The organism is Streptomyces tendae (genome assembly GCF_014650435.1).
Taxonomy (GTDB): Bacteria; Actinomycetota; Actinomycetes; order Streptomycetales; family Streptomycetaceae; genus Streptomyces; species Streptomyces tendae.
In genome coordinates this window covers 23,802-48,735 of record NZ_BMUY01000015.1, presented here as the reverse complement: position 1 = coordinate 48,735, position 24,934 = coordinate 23,802, and the positions used below count along the sequence as shown (strand labels likewise).

Annotated in this window: 25 protein-coding genes; 14 read left to right on the top strand and 11 right to left on the bottom strand. The window is 74.1% G+C overall.

Going from position 1 to position 24,934, the window contains the following annotated elements; genetic code table 11:
• Window positions 1-118: 118 nt before the first annotated feature.
• Window positions 119-1,294 (top strand): S1 family peptidase, encoded by a 1,176-nt coding sequence (locus tag IE258_RS32185; RefSeq protein ID WP_189749247.1) that lies wholly within the window; start codon window positions 119-121, stop codon window positions 1,292-1,294.
• Between the two features lie 146 nt (window positions 1,295-1,440).
• On the opposite strand, the gene IE258_RS32180 is transcribed toward IE258_RS32185, so the two are convergent.
• The 4 genes from IE258_RS32180 to IE258_RS32165 all read right to left on the bottom strand — a co-directional run bounded on the left by IE258_RS32180 (window position 1,441) and on the right by IE258_RS32165 (window position 5,355).
• Window positions 1,441-1,884 carry a hypothetical protein gene (locus IE258_RS32180; RefSeq protein ID WP_161379157.1) on the bottom strand — a complete coding sequence of 148 codons (444 nt, stop codon included), beginning with the start codon at window positions 1,882-1,884 and terminating at the stop codon, window positions 1,441-1,443.
• 289 nt (window positions 1,885-2,173) lie between these two features.
• On the bottom strand, window positions 2,174-3,502 hold the full coding sequence (locus tag IE258_RS32175; protein ID WP_189749246.1) for a cation:proton antiporter: 1,329 nt from the start codon (window positions 3,500-3,502) through the stop codon (window positions 2,174-2,176).
• Window positions 3,503-4,131: 629 nt separating this feature from the next.
• Window positions 4,132-4,377 (bottom strand): hypothetical protein, encoded by a 246-nt coding sequence (locus IE258_RS32170; RefSeq protein ID WP_189749245.1) that lies wholly within the window; start codon window positions 4,375-4,377, stop codon window positions 4,132-4,134.
• 564 nt (window positions 4,378-4,941) lie between these two features.
• The gene (locus tag IE258_RS32165; protein WP_189749244.1) at window positions 4,942-5,355 is read right to left on the bottom strand and encodes an SRPBCC family protein; all 414 of its coding nucleotides are present in this window, start codon (window positions 5,353-5,355) and stop codon (window positions 4,942-4,944) included.
• A gap of 196 nt (window positions 5,356-5,551) precedes the next feature.
• Between IE258_RS32165 and IE258_RS32160 the strand changes: the two genes are divergently transcribed.
• Window positions 5,552-6,703, top strand: a complete 1,152-nt coding sequence (locus IE258_RS32160) for a PP2C family protein-serine/threonine phosphatase (protein ID WP_373309963.1) — start codon at window positions 5,552-5,554, stop codon at window positions 6,701-6,703.
• Between the two features lie 19 nt (window positions 6,704-6,722).
• On the opposite strand, the gene IE258_RS32155 is transcribed toward IE258_RS32160, so the two are convergent.
• On the bottom strand, window positions 6,723-7,034 hold the full coding sequence (locus tag IE258_RS32155; RefSeq protein WP_159330133.1) for a hypothetical protein: 312 nt from the start codon (window positions 7,032-7,034) through the stop codon (window positions 6,723-6,725).
• 147 nt (window positions 7,035-7,181) lie between these two features.
• On the opposite strand from IE258_RS32155, the gene IE258_RS32150 reads away from it, so the two are divergent.
• From IE258_RS32150 to IE258_RS32140, 3 genes are read left to right on the top strand one after another with little or no spacing between them, the layout of a single operon-like run.
• A complete protein-coding gene (locus IE258_RS32150) occupies window positions 7,182-7,892 on the top strand; it encodes a nucleotidyltransferase family protein (protein ID WP_189749242.1) in 711 nt (236 codons plus the stop codon).
• The gene (locus IE258_RS32145; protein ID WP_161378368.1) at window positions 7,889-8,146 is read left to right on the top strand and encodes a BON domain-containing protein; all 258 of its coding nucleotides are present in this window, start codon (window positions 7,889-7,891) and stop codon (window positions 8,144-8,146) included. The genes IE258_RS32150 and IE258_RS32145 overlap by 4 nt, the downstream gene beginning before the upstream one ends.
• Window positions 8,143-8,871 carry a metallophosphoesterase family protein gene (locus tag IE258_RS32140; RefSeq protein WP_189749241.1) on the top strand — a complete coding sequence of 243 codons (729 nt, stop codon included), beginning with the start codon at window positions 8,143-8,145 and terminating at the stop codon, window positions 8,869-8,871. The genes IE258_RS32145 and IE258_RS32140 overlap by 4 nt, the downstream gene beginning before the upstream one ends.
• Window positions 8,872-8,894: 23 nt before the next feature.
• On the opposite strand, the gene IE258_RS32135 is transcribed toward IE258_RS32140, so the two are convergent.
• On the bottom strand, window positions 8,895-9,575 hold the full coding sequence (locus IE258_RS32135; RefSeq protein ID WP_189749240.1) for a GNAT family N-acetyltransferase: 681 nt from the start codon (window positions 9,573-9,575) through the stop codon (window positions 8,895-8,897).
• 109 nt (window positions 9,576-9,684) lie between these two features.
• On the opposite strand from IE258_RS32135, the gene IE258_RS32130 reads away from it, so the two are divergent.
• The 4 genes from IE258_RS32130 (at window position 9,685) to IE258_RS32115 (ending at window position 14,050) form a co-directional block, all read left to right on the top strand.
• The gene (locus IE258_RS32130) at window positions 9,685-12,177 is read left to right on the top strand and encodes a molybdopterin oxidoreductase family protein (protein ID WP_189749239.1); all 2,493 of its coding nucleotides are present in this window, start codon (window positions 9,685-9,687) and stop codon (window positions 12,175-12,177) included.
• Entirely contained in the window at window positions 12,174-12,665 is a 492-nt protein-coding gene (locus tag IE258_RS32125; RefSeq protein ID WP_189749238.1) for a hypothetical protein, read from the top strand. Before IE258_RS32130 ends, IE258_RS32125 begins: the two co-directional genes overlap by 4 nt.
• 186 nt (window positions 12,666-12,851) lie before the next feature.
• Window positions 12,852-13,385, top strand: coding sequence for a DoxX family protein (locus IE258_RS32120; RefSeq protein ID WP_189749237.1), 534 nt, complete (start codon window positions 12,852-12,854; stop codon window positions 13,383-13,385).
• Window positions 13,386-13,486: 101 nt separating this feature from the next.
• The gene (locus IE258_RS32115) at window positions 13,487-14,050 is read left to right on the top strand and encodes a hemerythrin domain-containing protein (RefSeq protein WP_189749236.1); all 564 of its coding nucleotides are present in this window, start codon (window positions 13,487-13,489) and stop codon (window positions 14,048-14,050) included.
• Window positions 14,051-14,141: 91 nt separating this feature from the next.
• Here IE258_RS32115 and IE258_RS32110 read toward each other — a convergent pair whose 3' ends face one another.
• Entirely contained in the window at window positions 14,142-15,179 is a 1,038-nt protein-coding gene (locus IE258_RS32110; RefSeq protein WP_189749235.1) for an NAD-dependent epimerase/dehydratase family protein, read from the bottom strand.
• A gap of 462 nt (window positions 15,180-15,641) precedes the next feature.
• On the opposite strand from IE258_RS32110, the gene IE258_RS32105 reads away from it, so the two are divergent.
• A complete protein-coding gene (locus IE258_RS32105; RefSeq protein WP_229892534.1) occupies window positions 15,642-16,862 on the top strand; it encodes an MFS transporter in 1,221 nt (406 codons plus the stop codon).
• A gap of 367 nt (window positions 16,863-17,229) precedes the next feature.
• On the opposite strand, the gene IE258_RS32100 is transcribed toward IE258_RS32105, so the two are convergent.
• On the bottom strand, window positions 17,230-17,757 hold the full coding sequence (locus IE258_RS32100) for a hypothetical protein (RefSeq protein ID WP_189749233.1): 528 nt from the start codon (window positions 17,755-17,757) through the stop codon (window positions 17,230-17,232).
• A gap of 246 nt (window positions 17,758-18,003) precedes the next feature.
• On the opposite strand from IE258_RS32100, the gene IE258_RS32095 reads away from it, so the two are divergent.
• Window positions 18,004-19,335: an SLC13 family permease gene (locus IE258_RS32095; RefSeq protein WP_189749232.1), complete on the top strand. Its 1,332-nt coding sequence runs from the start codon at window positions 18,004-18,006 to the stop codon at window positions 19,333-19,335.
• A gap of 33 nt (window positions 19,336-19,368) precedes the next feature.
• Here the strand turns inward: IE258_RS32095 and IE258_RS32090 are convergent, their stop codons facing one another.
• Together IE258_RS32090 and IE258_RS32085 are read right to left on the bottom strand one after the other, a co-directional pair.
• A complete protein-coding gene (locus tag IE258_RS32090; protein WP_189749231.1) occupies window positions 19,369-20,130 on the bottom strand; it encodes a maleylpyruvate isomerase family mycothiol-dependent enzyme in 762 nt (253 codons plus the stop codon).
• 50 nt (window positions 20,131-20,180) lie between these two features.
• On the bottom strand, window positions 20,181-20,504 hold the full coding sequence (locus tag IE258_RS32085; protein ID WP_003971778.1) for a hypothetical protein: 324 nt from the start codon (window positions 20,502-20,504) through the stop codon (window positions 20,181-20,183).
• Window positions 20,505-20,694: 190 nt separating this feature from the next.
• On the opposite strand from IE258_RS32085, the gene IE258_RS32080 reads away from it, so the two are divergent.
• From IE258_RS32080 to IE258_RS32070, 3 genes are read left to right on the top strand one after another with little or no spacing between them, the layout of a single operon-like run.
• Window positions 20,695-21,360, top strand: a complete 666-nt coding sequence (locus tag IE258_RS32080) for a TetR/AcrR family transcriptional regulator (RefSeq protein ID WP_189749230.1) — start codon at window positions 20,695-20,697, stop codon at window positions 21,358-21,360.
• A 10-nt stretch (window positions 21,361-21,370) separates the two neighbouring features.
• Window positions 21,371-22,171 (top strand): SDR family NAD(P)-dependent oxidoreductase, encoded by an 801-nt coding sequence (locus tag IE258_RS32075; protein WP_189749229.1) that lies wholly within the window; start codon window positions 21,371-21,373, stop codon window positions 22,169-22,171.
• 47 nt (window positions 22,172-22,218) lie between these two features.
• Window positions 22,219-23,259 carry an NAD(P)-dependent alcohol dehydrogenase gene (locus IE258_RS32070; protein WP_189749228.1) on the top strand — a complete coding sequence of 347 codons (1,041 nt, stop codon included), beginning with the start codon at window positions 22,219-22,221 and terminating at the stop codon, window positions 23,257-23,259.
• A 116-nt stretch (window positions 23,260-23,375) separates the two neighbouring features.
• On the opposite strand, the gene IE258_RS32065 is transcribed toward IE258_RS32070, so the two are convergent.
• A complete protein-coding gene (locus IE258_RS32065) occupies window positions 23,376-24,905 on the bottom strand; it encodes a helix-turn-helix domain-containing protein (protein ID WP_189749227.1) in 1,530 nt (509 codons plus the stop codon).
• Window positions 24,906-24,934 lie beyond the last annotated feature (29 nt).

Sequence of the window (24,934 nt, the reverse complement as noted above, 5' to 3'; positions counted from 1 at the left end):
ACCTGATGACGGGTGGCTGGCTAAGCTCGAAGCGACCCGATGAGAGCGCTCTCAAACCGCGGTTGTTCCATGCCATCTGTTCCACCCCCACCTTGCTGGAACGACGAAGGGCAACTCCGTGAGACGCAGCAGACTCAGGCACCTCGGCCTGGCCGGACTCCTCGTGCTCGGCAGCCTGACCGCGGTCGGCACCCTGCCGGCCTCGGCGGCCGAAGCCCCCACCACCCACTCCCCTTCCTCCTCCGAGCAGCCGGCCTCCGCCGGTCTGCTGGACGCCATGCAGCGGGACTTCGGTCTCACCCGGGCCGAGGCCGAGGACCGGCTCGCGGCCGAACGCGACGCCACCGGCATCGAGCCCGCGGCGCGCCGGGCGGCCGGAAATGCCTTCGGCGGCTCGTGGTTCGACGCGGACGCCGGACGGCTGACGGTGGCCCTCACCTCGGACGCCGCACCCTCCACCCTGCGCGCCGTCCGCGCCACCGGCGCGGAGGTCCGCACAGTGGAGCACAGCGCACAGCAGCTCGACGCGGCCAAGGCACGCGTCGACCGGCTCGACGCACCGGCCGGAGTGAGCAGCTGGCGCGTCGACCAGGCCACCAACAAGGTCGTCGTCGACGTGGTCGCGGCCGAGCGTGCTGACAACGATGTCCAGAGCTTCCTGAAGCAGGCCCGCGAGGCCGCGCCGGTCACGGTGCGCACGGTGCCGTCGGCCCCGCAGACCTTCGCGGCGGGCACCGTCGGCGGTGACCCGTACTACACGGGCAACGTCCGCTGCTCCATCGGCTTCTCGGTGCACGGCGGTTTCGTCACCGCCGGGCACTGCGGCCGGGCCGGCGCCGGGGTCAGCGGCTGGGACCGCTCGTACATCGGCACGTTCCAGGGCTCGTCCTTCCCCGACAACGACTACGCGTGGGTCAGCGTGGGCAGCGGCTGGTGGACGGTGCCGGTCGTGCTCGGCTGGGGCACGGTCTCCGACCAGCTCGTGCGCGGTTCGAACGTGGCGCCCGTCGGTGCCTCGATCTGCCGCTCCGGGTCCACCACGCACTGGCACTGCGGCACCGTGCTCGCCCACAACGAGACGGTCAACTACAGCGACGGCTCGGTGGTGCACCAGTTGACCAAGACCAGTGTGTGCGCCGAAGGCGGCGACTCCGGCGGCTCCTTCATCAGCGGTGACCAGGCGCAGGGCGTCACCTCGGGCGGCTGGGGCAACTGCTCCAGCGGCGGTGAGACCTGGTACCAGCCGGTCAACGAGATCCTGAACCGCTACGGCCTGACTCTGCACACGGCCTGATCCTGCGTATGGCCCGACCCTGCGTATGGCCCGACCCGCCTACGGCCTGACGCGCCGACGGTGGGGAGGGCCGGTCCGGTCCACGGTCCGGCCCTCCCCGGCCGCGGTGCCCGGGGCCCGGTCGCCTCGCCGTGCCGGACGGCTGCTCAGACGTCGCCGGGACCGGTCCCCGGCTCCGGCGCGTCGAGTCCCGTCGCCGTGGTCAGCCGACGGTAGGCGGCCCGCGCGTGGACCAGACGGGCCAGCGCCGTGCCGACGAGGGCCGCGCCGAGCAGACAGGCCAGCCAGACCGCGTCCCGCCGGCCGGCCCAGGTGAGCGTGCCGGCCGGCGGTATGGCGAAGCCGTTGAGGGACAGCCAGCACAGCACGGCGGTCCCCGGTGCGGCCGTGAACCGGGCACAGAGACCGAGCACGGCCGCGAGCAGGGAGAGCGCGACCAGGGCGAGTCCCGGACGCCCCGCGCCCACGATGCCGTTGAGGAGAGCGACCAGGAGGAGGGCGCCGCCGAACGCACCCGCCCACACAAGCGGAGCCGCGACCGGCCGGGGAACGGGTCTGGCACCGCTGCCCAGGGGCACCCACTCGATCATGCTGACGGCTCCTTCCGGTCCCGGACGCGTCCGACCACGGCGTCGGACAACGGCACTGGGCAGATTGTCCCACCGGGAACCTCGGCGCCGTGCCGCCCGGGGCGAGGCCCGGCCACCCACGGGCACCGCCGGGCAGCCACCGCCGTACGACTTGCCCGCCCCGGCCCGCCGGCCGTCCGGACCTCGCGTCCTCCAGTGTCCGGTCATCGCGTACTCCGGTCTTCGCGCGCTCTGGTCTGCGCGTACTCCGGTCTACGCGTGCTCCGGCCGCGGTCCTCCCGTCCCCCGGCTAGCGCTCCGCCTCGGTGTGCTCCGGGGAGGACGACGGCCCCCCGGAGGCGGCGCGGGCCGACACCGGCACCGGGTCCGGCTCCGGGCGGCCGTCCCCCTCCGTCTCCGCGCGGGTCTCGCCACCCGGCACGGCGGCCGACGCCCTTCCCCCGGGCAGGAGTCCGCCGACGGCGCGCAGCCCGGCGGCGAGTACGTGGGCGCGTCCGGCGACCACGGGGCCGAGGACGGCGAGGACGAGCACGTATCCGGCGATGAAGGGGGCGAGCCGGGCGTCGAGTCCGGCGCCGGCGGCCATGGCGGCCAGGATCAGCGCGAACTCCCCACGGGCGACGAGGGTGGTGGCGATCTCCGCGGCCGGTTCGGAACCGTAGTGGTAGACCCTCGCGACGCACAGCCCGGCGACGATGTTCATGACGACGGTCAGTGCCGCCGCCGCGGCCACCGGACCGGCGACGGAGGCGAGGTCGCCGGGGTCGATGGCGAGTCCGAAGGCGAAGAAGAAGATGGCCGCGAAGGCGTCGCGCAGCGGGTGCACCAGTTCACGGATCCGCGGCCCCGAGGGGGTGCCGGCGAGGATGAGACCGACCATGAAGGCGCCGATGGCGTCGGCGACGCCCAGGACTTCGGAGACGCCGGCGACGAGCACCGCGGCGCCGAGGAAGCTGATGACGAGCAGTTCGTTGTCCCGCGTCTCGATCAGGCGGCCCACGAGCCGGGTGCCGTAGCGGGCCGCGGCGGCCAGTACCAGCAGGAAGCCGAATGCCTTGCCGGCCTGGAGTGCCATCTCGGCGACACCGTGCGCGCCCGAGATCACCGGCTGCAGGGCGGCCAGGTACAGCGCGAGGAAGATGTCCTCCACGACGATGACACCGAGGATCAGCCGGGTCTCCGGACGGCCGATCCGGCCCAGGTCGATGAGGATCTTGGTGACGATCGCGGACGAGGAGATGCCGAGCACACCCGCCAGCACCAACGCCTCCCGCACGCCCCAGCCGAGGACGAAGCCGAAGCCGAGTCCGGCGCCGACGTTCAGGAGCAGGTAGATGCCCCCGGCGGTGAGCAGCCGTTTGCCGCCGCTCTTGAGGTCGTCGAGGTGGAACTCCAGACCCAGGTAGAAGAGCAGCAGCACGAGTCCGAGCGCGGAGAGCATCTCGAAGTCGTGGGCGTCCTCCACCAGGACGAAGCCCGGGGTGTGAGGGCCGAGCAGGATGCCGGCGAGCATGAACAGCGGGATCGTCGGAAGTCCGATCCTCCCGCCGAGGCGGGCGAGGAACGCGGCGGCGACGAAGGCACCGCCCATGGCGAGCAGGGTGTCAGCGTGTCCCACGGGTCACCGCCTTCGACCGCGCGGAGGTTCGGGAGGGCTTCACTTGACGGGGATGGATGCGGGTTCTCCTTCTTCGGGGATGCGTCGTCGTTCGGGGATGCGTCGGCGGACAGGCGGTCGTGCGGACGGACACTCGGGCGGTCCGGCGTACAGACAGACGGGCAGGCAGGCGGGCAGGCGGGCAGGCGGGCAGGCGGGCAGGCGGGCAGCGGACGGTCGAATGCGTCGGCCCGGGGCGGCGGTGCCCCGGACACCGCCCCGGCACACGGGGCGCACGGCGCACCCGGAACGGACGGACAACGCGGCGACGCCCGTGAACGGGCGGGACGGACCTGCCCGCGCCCTGCCCCGGCAACCGGAAAGCCCCCCGGGCGCGGCGTCGGTCCACGGTCACACGCCGGGCCCCTGCACCGCCATCGGGGACGACACCCAAATGGTCCGGCGGCCGACACCCATCGTCCCGGCGCCGGGAGCCGCTCGTCGGCCGAAGGAGGATGCGCCGCGGCCGACTCGGGGATCCCGGCCGCGGCGCGTCCCGCGGCCCCGGGCACGGGAGGACGACGTGCGCCGGGGCATGACCGGCGATTTCCCCGGCTCCCCGCCATGACACTGCACCAACCGAGTGATCGTCAGGGAGCTTCCTGCGCTCCCGGATTACCGACCCGGGCCCCGGAGTCAACCGCGGTGCCGACGCCTTCCTTCCGGCTGACAGCCACCCGCCCGGCGGGCGCCTTGAACTGCGCGCCCGCCGGGCGGGTGAGCAGCCCGGTGTCGCAGCGCACGTCGTCGAAGGCGAAGCCCCAGTCCACCCACAGGGCCGCCGCCGGCAGGTGGTCGTCGTCCGCGACCGGCGCGATGCGGGCGCCACCGGTCAACCGGCTGCCGGACCGCGGGGAGCAGGCCGCGACGCCCCGCCCGTCGAAAGATCACCGAAGCGGCCCAGATCCATGACCATGACCCCAGCCGACAATCACGCCGACCCGGTACGCCGTCCGCCCCGCCGCGGGATGCGACGGGGCGGACGCCTTGCGGACGGTCCGTCAGCACGGTGTGGTTGCCATCAACTTCTCGAACGAAGCCATGCAGTCCGGGCAGTGACGCGCCCGTTCACCGTCGGATGCCTCGATACGTTCGCGGAGCTGCTGTCCGCAAAGTGTGGCCGCGGCCTGTTTGGACAGTACGTGCCACACCAACGCTCCGCCCGCCTTCTCCGGGCCCACGCACATTTCGTACATGATCGGCCTCCCAGCCTGGACGCCGCTGACACCCTCCAGGAGACACCGGTTCGGCCGTGACCAGTAGTGTGCGGGGGCCATTCGGGTGAGGGCCGCTTCGGCCGCCCGGGGCCGACGCACACCCCCAGGGCTGCAAACGATCAGCCAACCGGCCCTGTACGGGTGGCCGCGTGACGCGTCGTCCACGGGCCCTCTGACGCCCGGTCAGCCGGCGGCGTTGTCGGTGCGCATCCTCACCTGGTCCTCCAGCCGCCGCAGGCTGCCGTCGAGGGCCTCGGTCACCGTCCGTCGTCCCGGGTCGTGACCCTCGTCGAAGAACGACAGGTGCACCGTGACCTCGCTGGCCCCGCTGTCGAGTCCGGCGACCTGGAGCCAGCCGGCGTAGCTGCCCTGCTCGCGGGTGCCCCACTCGAGCCGCATCTGCTCGGGCCGGGCACTCAGCAGCGCCGAGGTGTCCTGGTCGGTGCGGTCCTCGTGCACGGTGACGGCGGGCGGCTCCTCCGGCTCCACGTGCAGGTCCCGGGGCAGCCAGGTCTCCAGCTGTCCCACGTTCGCGGCCTGGTCGAAGACCTGCTCGGGCTGGGCGGGCATGGTGCGGGAACGCTCGTACTCGGTCATGCGGCACCACTCCTCGGCGCTCGGGGCGTACAAGGTGACGCGTGCCCCTTCTGCCGGGACCGAAGCGCCACCCCGGTGAGCGGCCCGACGGGCGGGGCAGGAGGGGCGGTGCCAGACTGCTGGGCATCGTCCCCGCCCCGGCGGGCTCTCGACGAGAGGAGACGAGGTGTCCACGTCGGACCCGGACGACGCGGGGCTGCGGAAGTTCCTCGCCGATCCGGCGCACCTCACCCTGGACCTGCGCACCGCCACGGCCCGCTGTGCCAGGGCACTGGGGCTGCGGCAGGCCGTCGTCTACCTCGTCGACCTCCAGCAGCGCCAACTGGTCCCCCAGACGGCCGTGGCCCCGACGGTCCCGGTCGACGGCTCGCTGGCGGGGTGGGCGTACCGCACCCAGTCGCTGCGGGTGGAGGAGTCCGGGGCGGGCGGCGGCATCATCGCCTGGTTCCCGCTGCTGGACGGCGCGGAGCGGCTCGGCGTCCTGGCCGTGCACGAGACGGCCCTCACCGCTTCCTCGCTGACCCGCGGCCGGGCGCTCGCCTCGCTGCTCGCCATGATGATCACATCCAAGCGGCTCTACGAGGACTCCTTCGTGCGGCGCACCCGTACCGAGCGCATGCAGCTGCCCGCCGAGATGCTCCGCGCCCTGCTGCCGCCACGCACCATAGGCAACGGCGACGTCGTGTCGACGGCCGTGCTGGAACCCGCCTACGAGATCGGCGGCGACGCCTTCGACCACGCACTGACGGAGACCACCCTGCACGTGGCCGTCCTGGACGCGATGGGGCACGACCTGGCCTCCGGACTGACCAGCACGGTCTCGCTGGCGGCCAGCCGCAACGCCCGGCGCACCGGCGCCGACCTGCCCGAGCTGGTGCGCGGCGTGGACGAGGCGCTGTCCAGCTGGCTCCCGGACAAGTTCTGCACCTCGGTCATCGCGCAGCTCGACCTGGTCACCGGCGTGCTGCGCTGGGCCAACTGCGGTCATCCCGCGCCCATCCTGATCCGCGACCAGCGGCTGATCATCGACGCCATGGAGCGCGACGCCGACCCGCCCATGGGCATGCCGTCCCTGCTCAGCCCGCACGCGCGCCGGACGCACGAGATCTCGCTGGTGCCCGGGGACCGGGTGCTGATGTACACCGACGGTGTCGTGGAGGCCCGGACCCGGGAGGCCAAGCTGCTGGGCCTGGAACGTTTCGCCGACTACGTCATCCGGGCCACGGCCGGCGGTGAACTGGCGCCGGAGTCCCTGCGCCGGCTGATCCACTCGATCCTGGCCATGCAGGAGGGCCGGCTGCGGGACGACGCGACGCTGCTGATGTTCGAGTGGCGGCCGCCTTCGTGAGGCGGCACCGGTGTCCGCCTCACACGGCGTGCCCGCGGGCGCGCAGCCAGGCGTGCACGGTGTCCTTGTCCGCCGGGGTGATCCGCACGGGGCCCGCCACGTAGGGGCCCTCGTCCTCGGTGAAGCCGGTGTCCGTGACCCTGGCGGTGACCCAGGTGGCCAGGTCCTGGGCGGACCGGTCGGACAGCGCGTCCCGTTCCCATCCGTCGCGGGCCTCGCCGGCGGCCTCGGGATCGTGCCGCTCGGTCTCGGCCAGCCAGGCCGCCACCAGCCGTTCCACGGTCCGGCGGTCGGCGGAGTCGGTCCGCTGTCGCATCCGCTCGTCGCTCATGCCGGCCGAGTGCCCGCGATCCCCGCACGCCTCACACCGGCACCTGCCGCGGTGTCGGCGGTACGGCGCCGGGTACCCGCCTCGCCAGAAGGGGAGGGCCGGTCCGGTCCGTTCCGCCGACGGCGACAGCCCGGGAAGGGGACAGCGATGAGGCAGCCCGCCGACGATCACGCCACCGGCCGACGGGCCGGCGTCTCCGAGCTGCACCCGTCCGACGGGGAGAGCGGCCCCGTGCCCCGGCGCGAGGCACCTCACGAGGATCTCCCGCTCGACCGCAATCAGGCGATTCTCCAGGCCGCCAAGCAGGTGGGCTCGACCCTGAAGAAGGCGGAGCACCCGTTCGCGCTGGCCGGCAGCGTCGCCGTGTACGCCCACGGCGGCACCCAGAACCTCCAGCACGACGTCGACTTCTGCATCCGCCCCGAGGACGCCGACGCCGTCGCCGCGACGCTGCGGGAAGCGGGGCTGACGGTCTACACGCCACCCGAGGACTGGCTGCTCAAGGCGGACTGCCTGGGGCAGCAGGTCGACCTGATCTTCGAGCTGGCGCACGAGCCGGTCACGACGGCTCTGCTGGACCGGGCCCGGGATCTGTCGGTCGACTCGGTCCTGATGCCGGTCCTGTCGCCGACCGACCTGCTGCGCGGTCTGCTGGCGGCCTTCTCGGAGCACCACTGCGACTTCGGTGCGGTACTGCCGATCGCCCGCACCCTGCGCGAGAAGATCGACTGGGCGGCGCTGCGCCGAGACTGCGGCGACGATCCGATGCCCGCCGCGTTCTTCTTCATCCTGGAACGGCTGGAGATCATCCCTCCGGCCGGTCCCCCGGCCACCGTCTCGAAGGAGGGTCCGCGATGAGCGACCCCGGCGTCCAGAACGTCGAATACCGTGTGGCGCACCTGCAGGACCGGCTCGCCGCGGAGGAACTCGGTGAACTCGGCGTACGTGCCGAGGTCCGGGCCGGGGCGGTCGCGCTCACCGGGACGGTGCCCTCGGCGCAGTGCCGCGAGAGGGTGCTGCGCCTGGCCCGTCAGGAGCTGGCCGGGCTGACCGTGCACGCCGACGTCGTGGTGGCGGAGGCCACGCGCCCGGACCATGCGGAGGAGCTGTGACGATCCGCGTCGCCGCCGTCGGGGACATCCACATGGGACCCGACAGCGAAGGGCTGCTGCGGCCCGCGTTCGAGACCCTGTCCGACTGCGCCGACGTGCTGCTGCTCGCCGGGGACCTGACCCGGCACGGCACCCCCCAGGAGGCGCGGGTGGTCGCCCGGGAGGTGCGGGACCTGCCGGTGCCGGTGGTGGCGGTCCTCGGGAACCACGACCACCACGACGAACGGCCCGAGGAGGTCACCGCGATCCTCCGGGACGCCGGAGTCAGCGTGCTGGAGGGCGAGGCGACCGTCGTGGAGTGCGCCGGGGGCCGGGTGGGGATCGCCGGGACCAAGGGGTTCGGCGGCGGGTTCGTGGGACGCAGCGCCGGTGAGTTCGGCGAGCCGGTGATGAAGGAGTTCGTGCGGACCACCCGCCGTTCGGCGGACTCCCTGCACGCCGCGCTCAAGGAGCTGGACCAGAGGGACTGCGCGGCGCGGGTGGCACTGACCCACTTCTCCCCCGTCGCGGACACGCTCGCCGGGGAGCCGCCGGAGATCCATCCGTTCCTCGGCAGCTACCTGCTGGCGGAGGCGATCGACACGGCCGGCGCCGATCTGGCCGTCCACGGACACGCCCACCTGGGCGCGGAGCACGGGATGACGGCGGGCGGGGTCCGGGTGCGCAACGTGGCGCAGCCGGTCATCCGACGGGCCTTCAACGTCTACCGGCTGGGCGGGGACTGACCCCCCGTCCGGCCGGTCCGCCGTCAGGTCCGTTTCGCGTCCTGCGCGTGCCCCGTGTTCCCCGCGTCCTGCGTGTCCTGCGTCGTACGGCCCAGGCAGGTGACGTCGGCGGGGTCGAGGCCCGCCGCGGCGATCTCGTGGAAGCCGAGGCGGTCGTAGAAGGCCCTGGCCTGGGTGTTGGCCGTTGCCATGACCAGGTGGACGGCCGGGACGCCGCGTTCGCGCAGGGCCCGCCAGAACGTCCGCATCAGGGTCCGGCCGTGGCCCTGTCCCTGCCAGTCGGGCAGCAGGTCGATGTGCAGATGGGCGGGGTGGGCGGCCAGTTCCGGGACGATCATGCGCTCCGGGTCGTGCAGCAGTCCGGCCATGACCTCGTCCGGGGTCCGGGTGCCGGGCGGTCCCTGCGGGGCCGGATACCGGTCGGCGACCCTCGGCAGCCACTTCGCCCGGAACTCGGCGGCGAAGCGCACGGTGTCCGCCGTGCCGAGGATGTAGCCGACCGCTCGGCCCTGCCCGTCGTCCAGCACGAAGGCCAGGTCGGGGTCCAGGTGGACGTAGGGCGCGGCGAAGATGGCCGGCAGGACGGCGGGGTCGGCGTACACGGGCCGGCTGTCCCGGCCGTTGTGCGCGGTCCGGATGCAGATGTCGTCGAGGGCCGGGGCGTCGGCGGGACGGTAGGGGCGTACGGAGGGAGTCGCTGTCACCGCAGCATCCTGCCCGCTTGGGAGCGCTCCCACAAGTGGACCGCTTCGATCCGCGGCGCCCGGGTACCCGGCGGCCGGCAGTGTGGCGGATGTTGGCGGGAGGCCGGCGATGGAGGATGCGACGGACCGGATCGCGCGGCCCTGGGGCGCACGGGTGCCCTACGGACGGCACGAGACCTGGCCGGCCCGGGTGGACACGTACCTCGCGGACGGCGTGGAGCCCGGCTCGGTGCAGCGCTGGGTGCAGTCCGCGTCGATCCTGCACTCGGACGGCGACGCCATGGACATCGCGGTGGCCGACGGCCGCATGGTCGGCGTGCGCGGCCGGGACGTGGACCGGGTCAACCGGGGGCGGCTCGGTCCGAAGGACCTGTTCGGCTGGCAGGCCAACGCCTCCCGTGACCGGCTGACCCGGCCGCTGGTCCGGCGCAGCGGGCAGTTGGTGGAGACGGACTGGGACACGGCGATGGACCTGGTGGCCGCCCGCTCGCGCGAGCTGCTGGACTCGCGCGGGCCGGGCTCGATCGGCTTCTACACCTCCGGGCAGCTGTTCCTGGAGGAGTACTACACGCTCACGGTCCTGGCCCGGGCCGGCATCGGCACCAACCACCTCGACGGCAACACCCGGCTGTGCACGGCCACGGCCGCGGAGGCGTTGAAGGAGACGTTCGGCTGTGACGGGCAGCCCGGCAGCTACGACGACTTCGACCACGCCGACGTGGTCGCGCTGTTCGGCCACAACATCGCCGAGACCCAGCCCGTGCAGTGGATGCGGCTCCTCGACCGCCTGGAGGGCGCGGACCCGCCGCGGCTGCTGTGCGTGGACCCGCGCCCCACCCGCGTCGCCGAACACGCCGCCGTGCATCTCGCGCCCCGCAGCGGCACCAACGTCGCCCTGCTCAACGCGCTGCTGCACGAGACGATCCGGCACGAGCGGATCGACCGGGACTTCATCGCCGCGCACACCGTCGGCTTCGAGGAACTGGCCGCCCGGGTCGCCGACTGCACGCCGAAGTGGGCGGCGGAGATCTGCGACGTGCCCGCCGCCCGGATCGAGGAGGCGGCCGAACTCGTCGGCACCGCCGACGCGTTGGTCTCCACGGTCCTCCAGGGCGTCTACCAGTCCCACCAGGCCACCGCCGCCGCCGTGCAGGTCAACAACCTGCACCTGATCCGCGGCATGCTGGGCAGGCCCGGCGCCGGCCTGCTGCAGATGAACGGCCAGCCCACCGCCCAGAACACCCGCGAGTGCGGGGCCAACGGCGACCTGCCGGGCTTCCGCAACTGGCAGAACGACGCCCACGTGGCCGACCTGGCCCGGGTGTGGAACGTCGAGCCGGAGACCGTCCCGCACTTCGCGCCGCCGACCCACGCGATGCAGATCTTCCGGTACGCCGAGCAGGGCTCGCTGCGGATGCTGTGGATCAGCGGCACCAACCCCGCCGTCTCGATGCCGGAACTGTCCCGCATGCGCTCGATCCTGTCGCAGGAAAGGCTGTTCACGGTCGTACAGGACCTCTACCTGACGGAGACGGCGCAGCTGGCCGACGTGGTGCTGCCCGCCGCGACCTGGGGCGAGAAGACCGGCGCGCTCACCAACGCCGACCGCACGGTGCACCTGTCCTGCAAGGCGGTGGAACCGCCCGGTGAGGCCAGGCCCGACCTGGACATCTTCCTGGACTACGCACGGCGCATGGACTTCCGGGACAAGGACGGCGGACCGCTGATCACCTGGGACGATCCGGAGTCGGCGTTCGAGGCGTGGAAGCGGTGCAGCGCGGGCCGCCCCTGCGACTACACGGGCCTGTCCTACGCCAAGCTGCGCGACACCAGCGGCATCCAGTGGCCCTGCGACGACCGGGCGCCCGAGGGGACGGCACGGCTCTACACGGACGGCATCAGCTGGGCCGGTCCCGACATGTGCGAGAGCTACGGCAAGGACCTGGAGACCGGGGCCTCGCAGGAGGTCGTGGAGTACCGCTCCCTCAACCCCGACGGCCGGGCGATGTTGAAGGCGGCCGCCTATCTGCCGCCGCACGAGGAGCCGGACGAGGAGTACCCGTTCCGTCTCACGACCGGCCGGACGCTCTACCACTTCCACACCCGCACGAAGACCGGTCGGGCGCCCCAGCTGAACGACGCCGCCCCCGACGTGTGGGTGGAGGTCTCCGCCGCGGACGCGGAGCGGCTCGGTCTCGGCGAGGGCGACCTGGTCGAGGTCACCAGCAGGCGCGGCCGGCTGCGCGGACGACTGCGGGTGAGCGGCATCCGCACGGGGCTGCTGTTCGTGCCGTTCCACTACGGCTACTGGGACACCGACGGCGGCTCCGGGCCCGGCCCGGACACTCCCGGGCGGGCCGCGAACGAGACGACGATCACCGACTGGGACCCGGCCTCCAAGCAGCCGCTGTTCAAGACGGCCACGGCCGCGCTCACCCTCGTGGAACGCGGGGACGGCCGGCCCTCCCCGGCGCCGACCACCACCGCGTCGGCACCGGTCGCCGCCGGTTCCGTCCCGCCCACCGCCGGGGGCCCGGCGGCGCGGACGACTCAGCAGGAGCCCACCGGGTTCCCGCACGGCCACGAGGAGGGCGCCCGGTGAACGGCATCGACCTGACCCTGCGCACGCTGCACCGCGGCGAGCGGCGGCTGGCCCACGAGTTGGTGGCCGTGGGCGAGCGGCACGCCACCGAGCACGAGGTCCACCACGTCGCCGCCGACCTCGCCCGCTGGTCCCGCGAGCACGTGCGGCGGCTCGCCGAGACCGCCGCGGAGCGCGGTGTGAAGCTGGGCGAGCCGCCGGAGCACTCCGCGGACGGCGTCTTCGCCACCCTGCGCAAGAAGGCGTCCGAGGCGTTCGGGCACCGGCCGGAGCCGGGTCTGCTCCTCCTGCGCGACCTGCGCGAGCTGCACGTGGCCGCGGCGGAGAACTCACTGCACTGGGAGATGCTGGCCCAGGCCGCCCAGGCGTCGAAGGACAGCGGGCTGCTGACGCTCGCCTCCGCGTGCCACCCGCAGACACTGCGCCAGATGCGCTGGACCAACACCATGATCAAGAACCTGTCGCCCCAGATCCTCACCAGCCTCTGACCTGCGCATCCCGGCGCGGCGCGGTGCCAAGGGGCACGGGCGCCACGCCGGACGCCGAATGGCGCCGGCCGGCCGGAGCACCTGATGATCCCCGTGGGGCACCATCCCGCCGGCGGTCCCGTCGGCGCCCTCCTCACCCTCAGTACCCCACCCAACAGAGCACCCGGAAGAGAGCGAGAGAGCGTCATGAGTCTTCTGCGTCTGGCCGGCCGGCCGATGCTCGCCTCGATGTTCGTCGCGGGCGGTCTGCAGTCTCTGCGCAGGCCGCAGGACGTGGCCCCGGCGGCCGAGCCGGTCGTGCGGCCGGTGGCCGACCGCGTGCCGGTCCTGCCGGACAGCACCGAACAACTCGTACGGCTCAACGGCGCCGTCCACGTGGTCGGCGGCATCATGCTCGGGCTCGGCCGCTGTCCGCGGCTGGCCGCGCTGGCCCTCGCGGTGACGCTGGTCCCCACCACACTGGCGGCGCACCGGTACTGGGAGGCGGAGGACCCCGCCGACCGCGCCCAGCAGCGCGTCCACTTCATCAAGAACCTGTCCATGATGGGCGGGCTGCTGATCGCGGCCGACGACACGGGCGGCGCGCCCTCGTTGCTGTGGCGCGGCCGGCACGCCGCCCATGATCTCCGGCACGACGCGCACCTGGTGCACCGCTCGGTACGGGCCGCGGCCGGTCCCGCGGCGCGGGCGGGCGGTATCCGGGCCAAGTTCGGGGCCTGAACCGGGCGTTAGCCCACCGCGCCCGGGGGGACCCGGTCGTCCGGACACCCGTGGCGGATCGGCTGCGCGACCGCCACAACCCTCTGGAGGTGGAGTGGACCATGGGTCATGGAGGAAACGTCATCGACGAGCTGACGACCGATCACCATGAGGTCGAGGAGCTCTTCGGCAAGATCGAGGCGCTGCCGCCCGGTCACAAGGACCGCAAGCTGTACGCCGATCAGGCCACGATCGAGCTGATCCGGCACTCGGTGGCGGAGGAGGCGTACCTCTACCCGGCGGTTCGTGAGCACGTGGCGGGCGGAGGTGCTCTGGCGGACAAGGAGCTGGAGGACCACGCCCAGGCCGAGCAGATCATGAAGGACCTGGAGAGCCGCGGGGCGGACGACGTCGAGTTCGACCGGTTGATCGGCATGCTGATGAGCGAGATCCGTGAACACGTCGCCGACGAGGAGGGCAACCTGTTCCCGCGGCTGCGCGAGGCGTGCCCCGCACAGGCCCTGGACGAGCTGGGCGACAAGGTCCGTCAGGCGAAGAAGACGGCACCGACCCGACCGCACCCGTCGGCTCCGGACAAGCCCCCGATGAACAAGCTCCTGGCCCCCGGCGCGGGCATGGTCGACCGGGCGCGGGACGCCCTGTCGGGGCGGGGCAAGCCCGGCTGAGCGATCCGCCGCCGGATCATGTGTGGGCCCGGTCGCCGCGGTGACCGGGCCCACACATGATCCGGCATGGTCCGGCGGTGTGCCGGGCGGGTCACGCCCACCGCTCCTCCCCGGCCCGCCCGTCCGTCGTCTCCCCGCCCGGCGCCGGGAAGGGCTCGGGCGGTCCGCGGAAGGCGGCGACGGTGCGCTCCAGACCGTCCTGCCAGGTCACGCTCGGCAGCCAGCCGAAGATCTCACGGGCGAAGCCGGTGACCGGCCGCGGCCGCGCGCGCCCGTCCCCCACGTCCTCGCCGAAGGCCAGCGGCGAGTCCGAGCCGGTCAGCTCGATCACCAGGCGGGCGATCTCCGCGGCGGTCGGCTCCTCGTCGCCGCCGATGTCCACGGGCCGCACCGATCGGCCGGCCGCGACCAGCAGCACGCCGTCGACCATGTCGTCGACGTAGCACAGCGGGTGCGTCCCGCTCCCGTCCCCGGGCACGGTGACCGGCCGGCCGGCCAGGGCCGCTTCGATCAGGGCGGCCGGTGTTCCCGGGCCGTCCGCCCGCATGCCGGGTCCGTAGCCGTCGAACAGCCGGACGATCCCGGCGTTCGAGCCGTGGGCGCCCGCGTGCGCGGCGACCAGGGCCTCGGCGAACCGGACGGCCTCGGCGCAGGCACGGTGCGGACCGACCGGGTCCGCCTCGTCCGAGGCGTCACCGCGGGCGTCGGGGCCCACCGGGGGTGAGGAGGCGAGCAGGAACCGGGCGCCGTCCCGGCCCGCGACGGCCAGCGCGGTACGGGTGCCCACGCTGCCCGCGTCGAGGGCTTCGACGGGCCGGTCCGGCCGGGCGGCCGGGGACGCGGGGCCCGCCAGGTGCAGGACCAGGTCGTAGGGGCCGGTGAGCGCGTCCGCGCAGCCGGGTGCGGAGATGTCCCGTTCCAGGAAGCGGAAGCCGGGGCGGCCCGCCAGGTGGGCCACCTTCTCGGCCCGCCCTGTGGAGAGGTCGTCCAGGCAGTCGACCTCGGCCCCCGCGTCGAGCAGCCGGGTGCACAGGTGGGAGCCGAGGAATCCGGCCCCGCCGGTCACCAGGACGCGGTCCCAGGGCGTGCGGGACTCCCCCCGTGGGCCGAACGCCGCCATCGGCATCATGAGGACGACCTTTCTCCCTCGGAGCGCTGAACAGCGTGCGCCGAGTGCCCCACCGGCGCGCTCACATGCTCAGGCGCCCGCCACCGGCACCACGCACCGTGACCGCGGTCACGGCCGGCGGCCGGTGCGGCGCCGCCGCGGGCTGCTGTGATCAAGCGCACTCGGGTGCTCAAGTACGTCAGGGCCAGAGGTGGTTGGTCCGTCCCGGCCGCGGGCGGGGCGCGGACCGGGCGACGACTCGCCGGTCCCTTCTGTCACGATGGTCGGCGCCGTGTCCGGATCGGTGGAACAGCCGCGCAGCGCAGCCGGCCTGCTCGTTCCCGTCCGTTTCCCCTACGGGTCCCGCGACCCGCCTTCGAGTGGCGCACTGTGTCTTCTTCCTCCGTCTCCGCCCCGCCGCCCCCTGCCGCCTCGCCGTCCGAACCGTCCCGGTCGCCGTGGCGGTCCCTGAGACACCGCAGCATGCGCTGGTGGTCGGTCGCGAACTTCGTGTCGAACGCCGGTACGTGGATGCAGCTCACCGTGCAGAACCTGCTGGTCCTGCAGATCACCGGCTCCGCCGCGGCGACGGGTCTGTCGATGTCCGTCCAGGCCGCGCCGGCGCTGCTGATCAGCGTGTTCGGCGGCGCGGCCGTCGACCGCTGGCCGCGCAAACTGACCGCCGCCGTCAGCCAGGCACTGCTCGGCGCGGTCGCCTTCGTGACCGCGCTCATGGTGGCGCTCGACCGGCTCGACATGGCCTCCCTGATGGTGCTGGCCGCCGTCACCGGCGTCATCGCCACGGTCGACGGCCCGGCGTGCTCCCTGCTGGGCAACGACCTCGTCCCGCGCGAGGACGTGCCCTCCGCGATCGGGGTGGGCGCCCTGGTGCACCAGGCGGGCCGGCTCACGGGGGCCGCGCTCGCCGGTGTGACGGTCGGCTTCCTCGGCACGGCCGCCGCCTACGCCGCCAACGGGCTGTCGTTCCTGTTCGTGGCCTCGGTCATCCCGTTCCTGCGCCCGGCGCGCGGTGCGGTCCGGCACGTGGCGGCCACGAAGGACCACGGTGCGAAGGACACCATGAGTGTGCGCGAGGGGCTGGCCTTCTTCACCCGCCGCCCCCGGCTGCTGGCGCTGGCCGGTGTCACCGGGGTCAGCGCGGTCTTCGGGCGCAACTACCAGCTGACCCTGGCCGTGCTGGTCACCGGGCCGCTCGCGGGCGGCGCGGGGTCATTCGGCACCGTCTCCACGGTGCTGGCCGTCGGCGGCATCATCGGCGCGGTCCTGGGTGCCAGGCTGCGCCGCCCCTCGGTACGGGTGGTGGGCGCGCTGGCCGCGGCGGGCGGGCTGCTGCAGGTGGTGGCGGGGCTGTCGCCGTCGCTGGCCGTCCTGCTGGTGATGGTGCTGCCCATGGCCGTCGTGGAGTCCGTCTCCGACACCGCCGGTACGGCGGTGCTCCAGACCGACCCGCCCGCGCACATGCGGGGCCGGGTGCTCGGGGTGTGGGGCAGCATCGGCACGGTGTGGGGCCTGGGCGGGCCGCCCGCGCTGGGCCTCCTGATGGAGCTGGCCGGTGCCCGCGGCGCCCTGATCGCGGGCGGGCTGATCATCGTGGGCACGATCGGCGCGGGCCACCTCCTGCGCGAACGCAGGGCGGCAGTGCCGAGGGTGTCGCCGGTGGCGAACCTGGAGACGGCTGCCTGAGGGCCCGCCCGGGTCGGCCCTCAAGACGGCTGTCTGAGGGCCTGCCCGGTTCCGCGCGGGCTCCCCGTCGGTTGCGTCGCGCGGCGGACACCGCACCGTGGGGGGCGAGGCAGACTCCGGCACCCGGCGGGTCACGTCGCAGCGCGGGGCAGACTCCCGTCCTTGTCGGATCGCGTCGCAGCGCGGAGCAGGCAGCCGCGCCCGCCGGGTCACGACGCAGCGCGGAGCAGACTCCCGCACCCGTTGCGTCGCGTCGCAGCGCAGACTCCCGCACCCGTCAGGTCACGTCACAGGGCGGATGAGGCTGCCCCGCACGCCCGTCGCGTAGCAACGCGGGATCAGGCTGCCGCGCCCGCCGCGTCGCGGATCAGGCGACGAGGGCCTGGCCCGGGTCCAGTCGGGCCGTCAGCCCGGCGTGGTGCAGGGCGGCGACGGGCGCGACGAGGTCCGGGTGGCGCAGCAGGGCGGCCGCCCGGCGGTCGGCGTCATCGGGCGCGAGCAGGCGGCGGAACTCCGCCGGTGTCCCGGCCGAGGGACCGCCCCCGGCCAGCGCGGTCACGGCCGGCTCGGCCAGCGCCGGGTCGGTCAGCAGGCAGGCCGCCCAACTGGCGACGACCTCGTCCACCCAGGTCCGCCAGGCGTCCGCGTCCGGGTCGGTGGGCGTCACGCCGTCGGCGCCGGTGATCCAGTCGAGCCGGGCGGAGCCTCCGGGGCCCGCCACACCCAGCAGTGCCACGTCCATCGGGCTCGGGTAGCGCAGCCGTGCCGCGACGGTCACGGCCTGCCGGGCCTGCACCTCGCACAGGGCCTCGGCCAGGGCGCCGCCGGACGCCGGATAGGCGCGGGTCAGCCACTGGGCGGTCGCCGCGATGACGGGGGAGAGATCTGTGTGCACTGCCGGGCCGTCCGAACTGCTCGTCGTGGGGAACACGGGGTGGGTCCGTGGAAACGGTAGCCCGCGGCGCACCGCGCGGAACATGGCCGGGCTCTCGCCCCGGGCGTGGCCTCGGCCACACCACGTCGTGCGGAACCGTGCCCGCCCGGGGATGCGACCCTTGACCGCGTTCGCCGATCACCGGGCTCCCGCCCGGCCCACCGGTGTGGAGGAGAAGTCCTGAGTACCACCGTCCTCTCCGAGGCCGTGCCCGTCGTCCTGCTGCTGGGCGTGCTGGCCTTCGCCGTGCTGCGCCCGCGGGGGCTCCCGGAGGCGGTGGCCGCCGTGCCCGCCGCCGTGCTGGTCGTGGCGCTCGGCGTGGTCTCCCCGCACCGGGCGTGGGAACAGACCCGTACGCTGCTGCCGGTCGTCGTCTTCCTCGCACTCGTGCTGATGCTGGCGTACCTGTGCGCCAAGGAGGGCCTGTTCGAGGCCGTCGGCGCGGCCGTGGCCCGCAGGTGCGGCGGCAGTCCGCGGCGGCTGCTGACCGGGGTCTTCGGTGTGGCCTGCGCGGTCACGGCCGTGCTCAGTCTGGACGCCACCGCGGTCCTGCTGACCCCGGTGGTGCTGGCCACCGCGTCCCGGGCCGGTGCGCGGGCCCGCCCGCACGTGTACGCGACGGCGCACCTGGCGAACTCCGCCTCGCTGCTCCTGCCGGTCTCCAACCTGACCAACCTGCTGGCGTTCACGGCCAGTGGTCTGACCTTCACCCGGTTCGCCGCGTTGATGGCGCTGCCCTGGCTGGCGGCGATCGCCGTCGAGTACGCCGTGTTCCGCCGCTTCTTCCGCGCGGACCTGGCCGAGCCGGTGTCCGCGGCCCCCTCGCGCGCCGGTGCGGTGCCCGTCGCTTCCGGAGCCACCCGCCCGGCCGCCGGCAAGACGCCGGACGGCGCCCCCGATGACGGGCCCGGCGCGGCGCCCGCGAAGCCCGCGCCTGCCGTACCGCGTTTCACCGTGGTCGTCGTGGCCCTGACCCTGGCCGGGTTCGCCGTGGCCTCGCCCGCCGGGGTGGATCCCGCCTGGGCGGCGCTCGGCGGTGTGCTGGTGCTCGGGGTGCGGGCGCTGGCCCGGCGCCATGTCGCGCCCCGGGAGCTGGCGGGCGCCGCCGCGCCGCTGTTCTGCCTGTTCGTCCTGGCTCTCGGCATCGTGGTGCAGGGGGTGGTGGCGGGCGCGCCGGCCACCGGGCTCGGGCGGCTGCTGCCGGACGGGGACTCGCTGCCGGCGCTGCTCGGGGTGGCGGCGGTCGCCGCGGTGCTGGCCAACCTGGTCAACAACCTGCCGGCCGTCCTCGCCCTGCTGCCGCTGGCCGCGACCGGCGGACCGGTCCAGGTCCTCGCCGTGCTGATCGGCGTGAACCTGGGCCCCAACCTGACCTACGTCGGTTCGCTGGCGACCCTGCTGTGGCGGCGCATCCTGCACCGGCACGGCATCGAGGTGGAGCTGGGCCGGTTCACCGTGCTGGGGCTGCTCACCGTGCCGGCCACGGTCGCCGCGTCGACGGTGGCCCTGTGGGGGGCGGTGCGCCTCATCGGTGTCTGACGGCCGGGGCGCCGCCGTGTGCCGGGCGTCCGCTCACTGGGTCGCCACGACGACGCAGCGCCTCAGTTCCGCCAGGGCGCCGGGATCGCCCTCGGCCGTCACACCGAGGTCCCCGTCGGCACCCGCCCGGTTCCAGAGCGAGCGCAGCACGCCCTGCGGGGAGCCGCTGATCGTCGCGTCGGCCGTCCCGTCGCCCGCGCCGTCCGTGACGGTGAACTCCCCGGGGCCGGTCCGCACCCGCCACACCGCGTCGTCGCCCGCCCGCACCAGGAACGTGTGCCCCGGCGAGCCGTCCAGGATCTCGGCGAAGTACTCGCCCCACTCGGCCACGGCGTACGCGGTGAAGACCTTGAGCAGTTCGTCGACGCCGTCCACGGCGAGGTCGTCCGGTACTGCGGTGACGGGCGCTCCGGTGGCGAGTTCGGCGTCGATGCGGTGGACGACGGTCTCCTGCGCCATCCGCCGGATCCAGAAGCCGACACTCTGGTCGGGGCCGTACCAGGTGCCGGCCGGGTCCTCGGGGGCGCGGGTGGCGAACTCGGCGCGCAGCGCGGTGTAGCCCCGGTCGAGCAGCGCCGTCGGCTCCTGTTCGGCGAACTCCTTCGGCGGCCAGGGCTCGGGCTCGGCGCCGTCGCGCATGGCGGCGGTCTTGTGCAGGTAGACCTCGCCGACGTGGCGCGTCAGGTCGGCGACCGTCCAGCCGGGGCAGGTCGGCACCGGGGCGTCGGTGCCGACGACGGCCCGCAGCCGGTCGTGGTCGGCCGCGAGGCAGTCGAGGAAGCGGGTGAACTCCATGCGGCCGAGCCAAACACAGGTTCAGATCGGGGGCACGGTGTTTTCCGCGCTCACCACGCCGGGCTGGGGACCGCGGGGCGGCGGACCGCTTCGGCGGCGTCCCGCAGGTGCAGGGCGACGGAGATCAGGGCGCGCAGCGCGGAGGGCCGCAGGCTCTGGGCGCTCTCGGCGGCCAGCACCAGCAGGCAGCCAGCGGCCTGCTCGACGACCGGGACGGAGAACGCGAAGTCGTCGCCGTCCGCCCCGCGGAAGGCGCGCCACGGCGTGGCGGCACCGTCGATGGCCTTGTGCACCGCCTGTTCCAGGTGCTGCGCGGCCTGCCGGCACACGGGGGCGGGCAGGACGATGGTGCGGTGAAACGCTGAACTGGTCATAGTCCCATTGCTCCCCCGCGCCCGGGCCGTCCGATCGGCGCACCGGGTGGATTTCACCGGGTCGGCGGCAGCCGGGCCACCACACGACCACGCCACGAATCCGGGTAGTCCCTCTAGATGTCCCGACGGGTCACATGTCTCATTGCGTCACATGTCCCACTGGGACATTTTCAGGTGTACGCTCGGAGGCATGACGGCAGCGAAGCCCTCCCCCGCCACCGAGGACCGGCGGCAGCGCAAGGCGCGGCAGACCCGCGACGCGCTGGCCACCGCCGCCTGCGACCTGATCCTGGAACGCGGTTCGGCGGCGACCACGGTGGAGGCGATCGCCGAGCGCGCGGACGTCACGCGCCGCACCTTCAGCCGGCACTTCGCCGGGAAGGAGGACGCGGCGCTCGACTTCGTCCGCCGGGACGGCGACCGGATCAACGCGCTGCTGCGGTCCCGCCCCGCCGGGGAGCCGCCCCTGCTCGCCTATCGCAGGGCCGTCCGGGACTGGCTGGCCGACGACCGGGACCCGGCGTGGCACGTGCGCCCGCGCATGCGCCGCCTGGTGGCCCTGGCCGACACCGAGCCCGGACTGTTCGCCGCCTACCAGCGCATCCGGGTCGACGCCCAGGAGGAGTCGATCCGCATCGTCGCCGCCCGACTCGGCAGCGACGACGCCCGGGACGTGCGCCCGGCCGCCGTCGTCGACGCCGCCGCCGGAGTTCTGATCGCCGCCCTGCGCCTGTGGGCGCGCGGCGGTGAGGGGGACTCGGGAGCCGCAGACCTCGCCGCCCTCGTGGAGCGGGCCTACGACGCCCTGACCTCGGAGGCCGCAGCCGCGACCCCCGACAGCACCACCGAAGAGTGAGAACAGCACCATGAGCACCACCGGCACCACCCCCGCCACCGCACCCTCCTCCGACCACGCCGCCGAGTTCGCCGGACGTACCGCCCTGGTCACGGGCGCCGCCTCCGGCATCGGCCTGGCCACCGCCCGCCGGCTCGGCGCCGGCGGCGCCCGGGTCGTCGTCGCCGACTACAACGCCGAGGGCGCCGAGAAGGCCGCCGCCGACCTGCGGGCCGAGGGCGTCGAGGCCGCCGCGGTCGAGCTGGACGTCACCCGTCCGGAGTCCGTCGAGGCGGCCGTCAAGTTCGCCGTCGACACGTACGGCTCGCTGGACCTCGCCGTCAACAACGCCGGCATCGGCGGCCCCAGCGCCCCGACCGGCGAGTACGACGTGGAGGCGTACCAGCGCGTCGTGCGCACCAACCTCGACGGCGTCTTCTACTCGATGCGCTACGAACTGCCCGCCCTTCAGGCGGCCGGCCGGGGCGGCGCCATCGTCAACGTCGCCTCGATCCTCGGCTCGGTCGGCTTCGCCGGCTCGCCCGCCTACGTCGCCGCCAAGCACGGCGTGGTCGGACTGACCAAGGCGGCCGCCGCCGAGTACGCCGCCCGGGGCATCCGGATCAACGCGGTCGGTCCCGGCTTCATCGACACCCCGCTGCTGAAGACCATGGACGAGGCCGCCTACAACGGCCTGGTCGCCCTGCACCCGGCCGGCCGCCTCGGACGCGCCGAGGAGGTCGCCGAGCTGATCGCCTTCCTGCTGTCGGACCGCGCGTCCTTCGTCGCCGGCAGCTACCACCTGGTCGACGGCGCCTACACAGCCGTCTGAGCAGCGCTCACCCGTCCCGGGGGGAGAGAGAACAAAGGAGTTCGATCATGAAGGCACTGCAGTACCGCACCATCGGGGCCCCGCCCGAGGTCGTCACCGTCCCGGACCCGGAACCGGGCCCCGGCCAGGTGCTGTTGAAGGTGACCGCGGCCGGCGTGTGCCACTCCGACATCGCGGTGATGGGCTGGCCCGCCGAGGGCTTCCCGTACGAGCTGCCGCTCACCCTCGGCCACGAGGGCGTCGGCACCGTGGCCGCGCTCGGCGCCGGCGTGACGGGGCTCGCCGAGGGCGACGCGGTCGCCGTGTACGGCCCCTGGGGCTGCGGCACCTGCGCCAAGTGCGCGGAGGGCAAGGAGAACTACTGCCTGCGCGCCGACGAGCTGGGCATCCGGCCGCCCGGGCTCGGCCGTCCGGGGTCGATGGCGGAGTACCTGCTGATCGACGACCCCCGGCACCTGGTCCCGCTGGACGGGCTCGACCCGGTGGCGGCGGTGCCGCTGACCGATGCCGGGCTGACGCCGTACCACGCGATCAAGCGGTCGCTGCCCAAGCTGGTCCCCGGCTCGACCGCCGTCGTCATCGGCACCGGCGGTCTCGGCCACGTCGCCATCCAGCTGCTGCGCGCCCTGACGTCCGCCCGGGTCGTCGCCCTGGACGTCAGCGAGGAGAAGCTGCGCCTCGCCCGCGAGGTGGGCGCGCACGAGGCGGTGCTGTCGGACGCGAAGGCAGCCGACGCGGTGCGCGAGATCACCGGAGGTCTGGGCGCCGAGGCCGTGTTCGACTTCGTCGGCGTGGCGCCCACCGTGCAGACCGCCGGTGCCGTCGCGGCCGTCGAGGGAGATGTCACCCTGGTCGGGATCGGTGGCGGTTCGCTGCCCGTCGGGTTCGGCATGCTGCCGTTCGAGGTGTCGGTCAACGCCCCTTACTGGGGCAGCCGCAGCGAGCTGATCGAGGTGCTGAACCTGGCCCGCTCGGGGGCCGTCTCGGTGCACACCGAGACGTACTCCCTGGACGACGCCCCGCTCGCCTACGAGCGGCTGCACGAGGGCAAGGTCAACGGCCGCGCGGTGATCCTGCCCCACGGCTGACGGCCGAGGGGGCGCGACCGGTCCCCCGTTCCGGTCGTGCCCCCGTCCCGTCGAACCTACGTGGACGGGTCCGCCGTTGTGAATCGCGCCGATGCCCGCTGCCGGGCCCGGAGGACTCACTCGTGCACAGGTGAGTCCGGATGACCCGGTTTCGTCCCGTGCAGGACCGGCTGGGCGAGGTCACCGGCGGCCAGGTGGGCGAGCACGACCTCGTACAGGTCGCTGCCTGCGGCGAGCAGCTGGCGTTCCAGGACGGGCTCGGCGCTGCGGACGTGCTCCCGGACGGTCTGCGCGTGCATGCCGAGCTTCTGGGCGGCGCGCTCGGCGTTTCCGCCCGCGGCGATCCAGGTGCGCAGGCTGCGCCGCAGGTCCCGGCCGTCCGGGTCGAGGCGGCCGAGCAGGTCGGCGGCCCAGGTGCGCAGCGCGGGCCCGGACAGCAGGTCGGTGAGTCGCGCGGCGCCGGCCCGTGCGCCGGAGCCCGGCGGGGGTTCGGCGAGGCCCAGCTGGGCGTTCAGGGCCAGGTGGACGGCGGCCCGCACGGTCAGGTCGGCGAAGTCCGTGCGCAGCAGCGACTCGACCCGGTCCATGCGGGCGCGGACCGTGTTGCGGCTGACGCCGAGGACCTTGGCCGTGTTGACGGCGGTGAACTCCAGGCCGAGCCGGGTGGTGGCGAGCAGTTCGGCGCGGGTGTGGTGGGACAGGCTGTCGAGCGGGCTCAGCACGCCGGCCGTCCAGTCGTGCAGCTCCGCCGGGTCCATCAGTCGCTCGGGGCGGGTCCGCTCGGCGTACAGGGCCGCCTTCTCCGGACGGAACCGGGCCACGGCCAGGGCGCTGACGGCCTGGCCGTAGGCGGTCGCGGTACGGGCGAGGCCCTGTCGGGCGCTGCCGCCGACGAACACGCCGGGGCGGCGGCCGACCAGTGAGCGCAGCTCCTGCCCGGCCGTGTCGCGCGGGGCGAGCACGATGACGTGTCCGTCGACCGCCGGGCACCGCACGACCAGTGCCCGCTCCCCCGTCGCCGTCAGGCACTCCTCGGCGAGCCGGTCCCGTTCGGCGGGGCTGCTCTCCACGACGTACACGCAGGCCGTGTCGGTGTCGAGGAGGCCGGGCCAGAGTCCGGCGGCCACGCGGCGGGCGGAGACGGTGTCCTCCACCATCAGCAGTTGCAGGATGGCCAGCCGCAGGTCGGAGGTGGCGCGCCGCAGCCGGTGTCCGGCCGCGGTGGACTCGTGGCCGGCCAGCAGCAGCTCCAGCACCTGGGCGGCGTGCGTGACGATGTCGAAGACGCGCCGGTCGAAGGGGCTCTCGCGGGCCACCGCGAGGACGGCGGCCGATGCCGGACGGGACCGCTCCACGCGCACCAGCCGCAGATGGCGGCCGCGGTCCTCCAGGGCGGCGGACGCGATCCGGCCGGAGGTGACGTCGGCGACCAGCGCCTCGTCCAGCGGGACGCGGGTGCCGGCCAGCAGCCGGCCGGTGCCGTCCTGGAGCGCGACGGTCGCGTGCGCGGTGTCGCCGAGCCAGGCCACGACCCGGTTCAGGTCGCGGCCGGCCGGCCGCAGGTGTTCGAGCAACTCCCGCGCCCATCCCGCGTGCTCACCGGCCCCGGTCGCCCGCTGCCGTCCGCCGTCCGCTCGGCCCGCCACGTCGGCCTTCTCCTCGTCTCGCCCCGTCT

What these genes read in the sequence shown, in the direction of transcription:
- IE258_RS32075 (WP_189749229.1), top strand. Translation starts at nt 21,371, where the DNA reads ATGAGCACCACCGGCACCACCCCCGCCACCGCACCCTCCTCCGACCAC.
- IE258_RS32085 (WP_003971778.1), bottom strand. Translation starts at nt 20,504, where the DNA reads ATGACCAGTTCAGCGTTTCACCGCACCATCGTCCTGCCCGCCCCCGTG.
- IE258_RS32130 (WP_189749239.1), top strand. Translation starts at nt 9,685, where the DNA reads ATGGAGGATGCGACGGACCGGATCGCGCGGCCCTGGGGCGCACGGGTG.
- IE258_RS32080 (WP_189749230.1), top strand. Translation starts at nt 20,695, where the DNA reads ATGACGGCAGCGAAGCCCTCCCCCGCCACCGAGGACCGGCGGCAGCGC.
- IE258_RS32115 (WP_189749236.1), top strand. Translation starts at nt 13,487, where the DNA reads ATGGGTCATGGAGGAAACGTCATCGACGAGCTGACGACCGATCACCAT.
- IE258_RS32120 (WP_189749237.1), top strand. Translation starts at nt 12,852, where the DNA reads ATGAGTCTTCTGCGTCTGGCCGGCCGGCCGATGCTCGCCTCGATGTTC.
- IE258_RS32110 (WP_189749235.1), bottom strand. Translation starts at nt 15,179, where the DNA reads ATGATGCCGATGGCGGCGTTCGGCCCACGGGGGGAGTCCCGCACGCCC.
- IE258_RS32145 (WP_161378368.1), top strand. Translation starts at nt 7,889, where the DNA reads ATGAGCGACCCCGGCGTCCAGAACGTCGAATACCGTGTGGCGCACCTG.
- IE258_RS32090 (WP_189749231.1), bottom strand. Translation starts at nt 20,130, where the DNA reads ATGGAGTTCACCCGCTTCCTCGACTGCCTCGCGGCCGACCACGACCGG.
- IE258_RS32180 (WP_161379157.1), bottom strand. Translation starts at nt 1,884, where the DNA reads ATGATCGAGTGGGTGCCCCTGGGCAGCGGTGCCAGACCCGTTCCCCGG.
- IE258_RS32150 (WP_189749242.1), top strand. Translation starts at nt 7,182, where the DNA reads ATGAGGCAGCCCGCCGACGATCACGCCACCGGCCGACGGGCCGGCGTC.
- IE258_RS32155 (WP_159330133.1), bottom strand. Translation starts at nt 7,034, where the DNA reads ATGAGCGACGAGCGGATGCGACAGCGGACCGACTCCGCCGACCGCCGG.
- IE258_RS32105 (WP_229892534.1), top strand. Translation starts at nt 15,642, where the DNA reads ATGCGCTGGTGGTCGGTCGCGAACTTCGTGTCGAACGCCGGTACGTGG.
- IE258_RS32165 (WP_189749244.1), bottom strand. Translation starts at nt 5,355, where the DNA reads ATGACCGAGTACGAGCGTTCCCGCACCATGCCCGCCCAGCCCGAGCAG.
- IE258_RS32070 (WP_189749228.1), top strand. Translation starts at nt 22,219, where the DNA reads ATGAAGGCACTGCAGTACCGCACCATCGGGGCCCCGCCCGAGGTCGTC.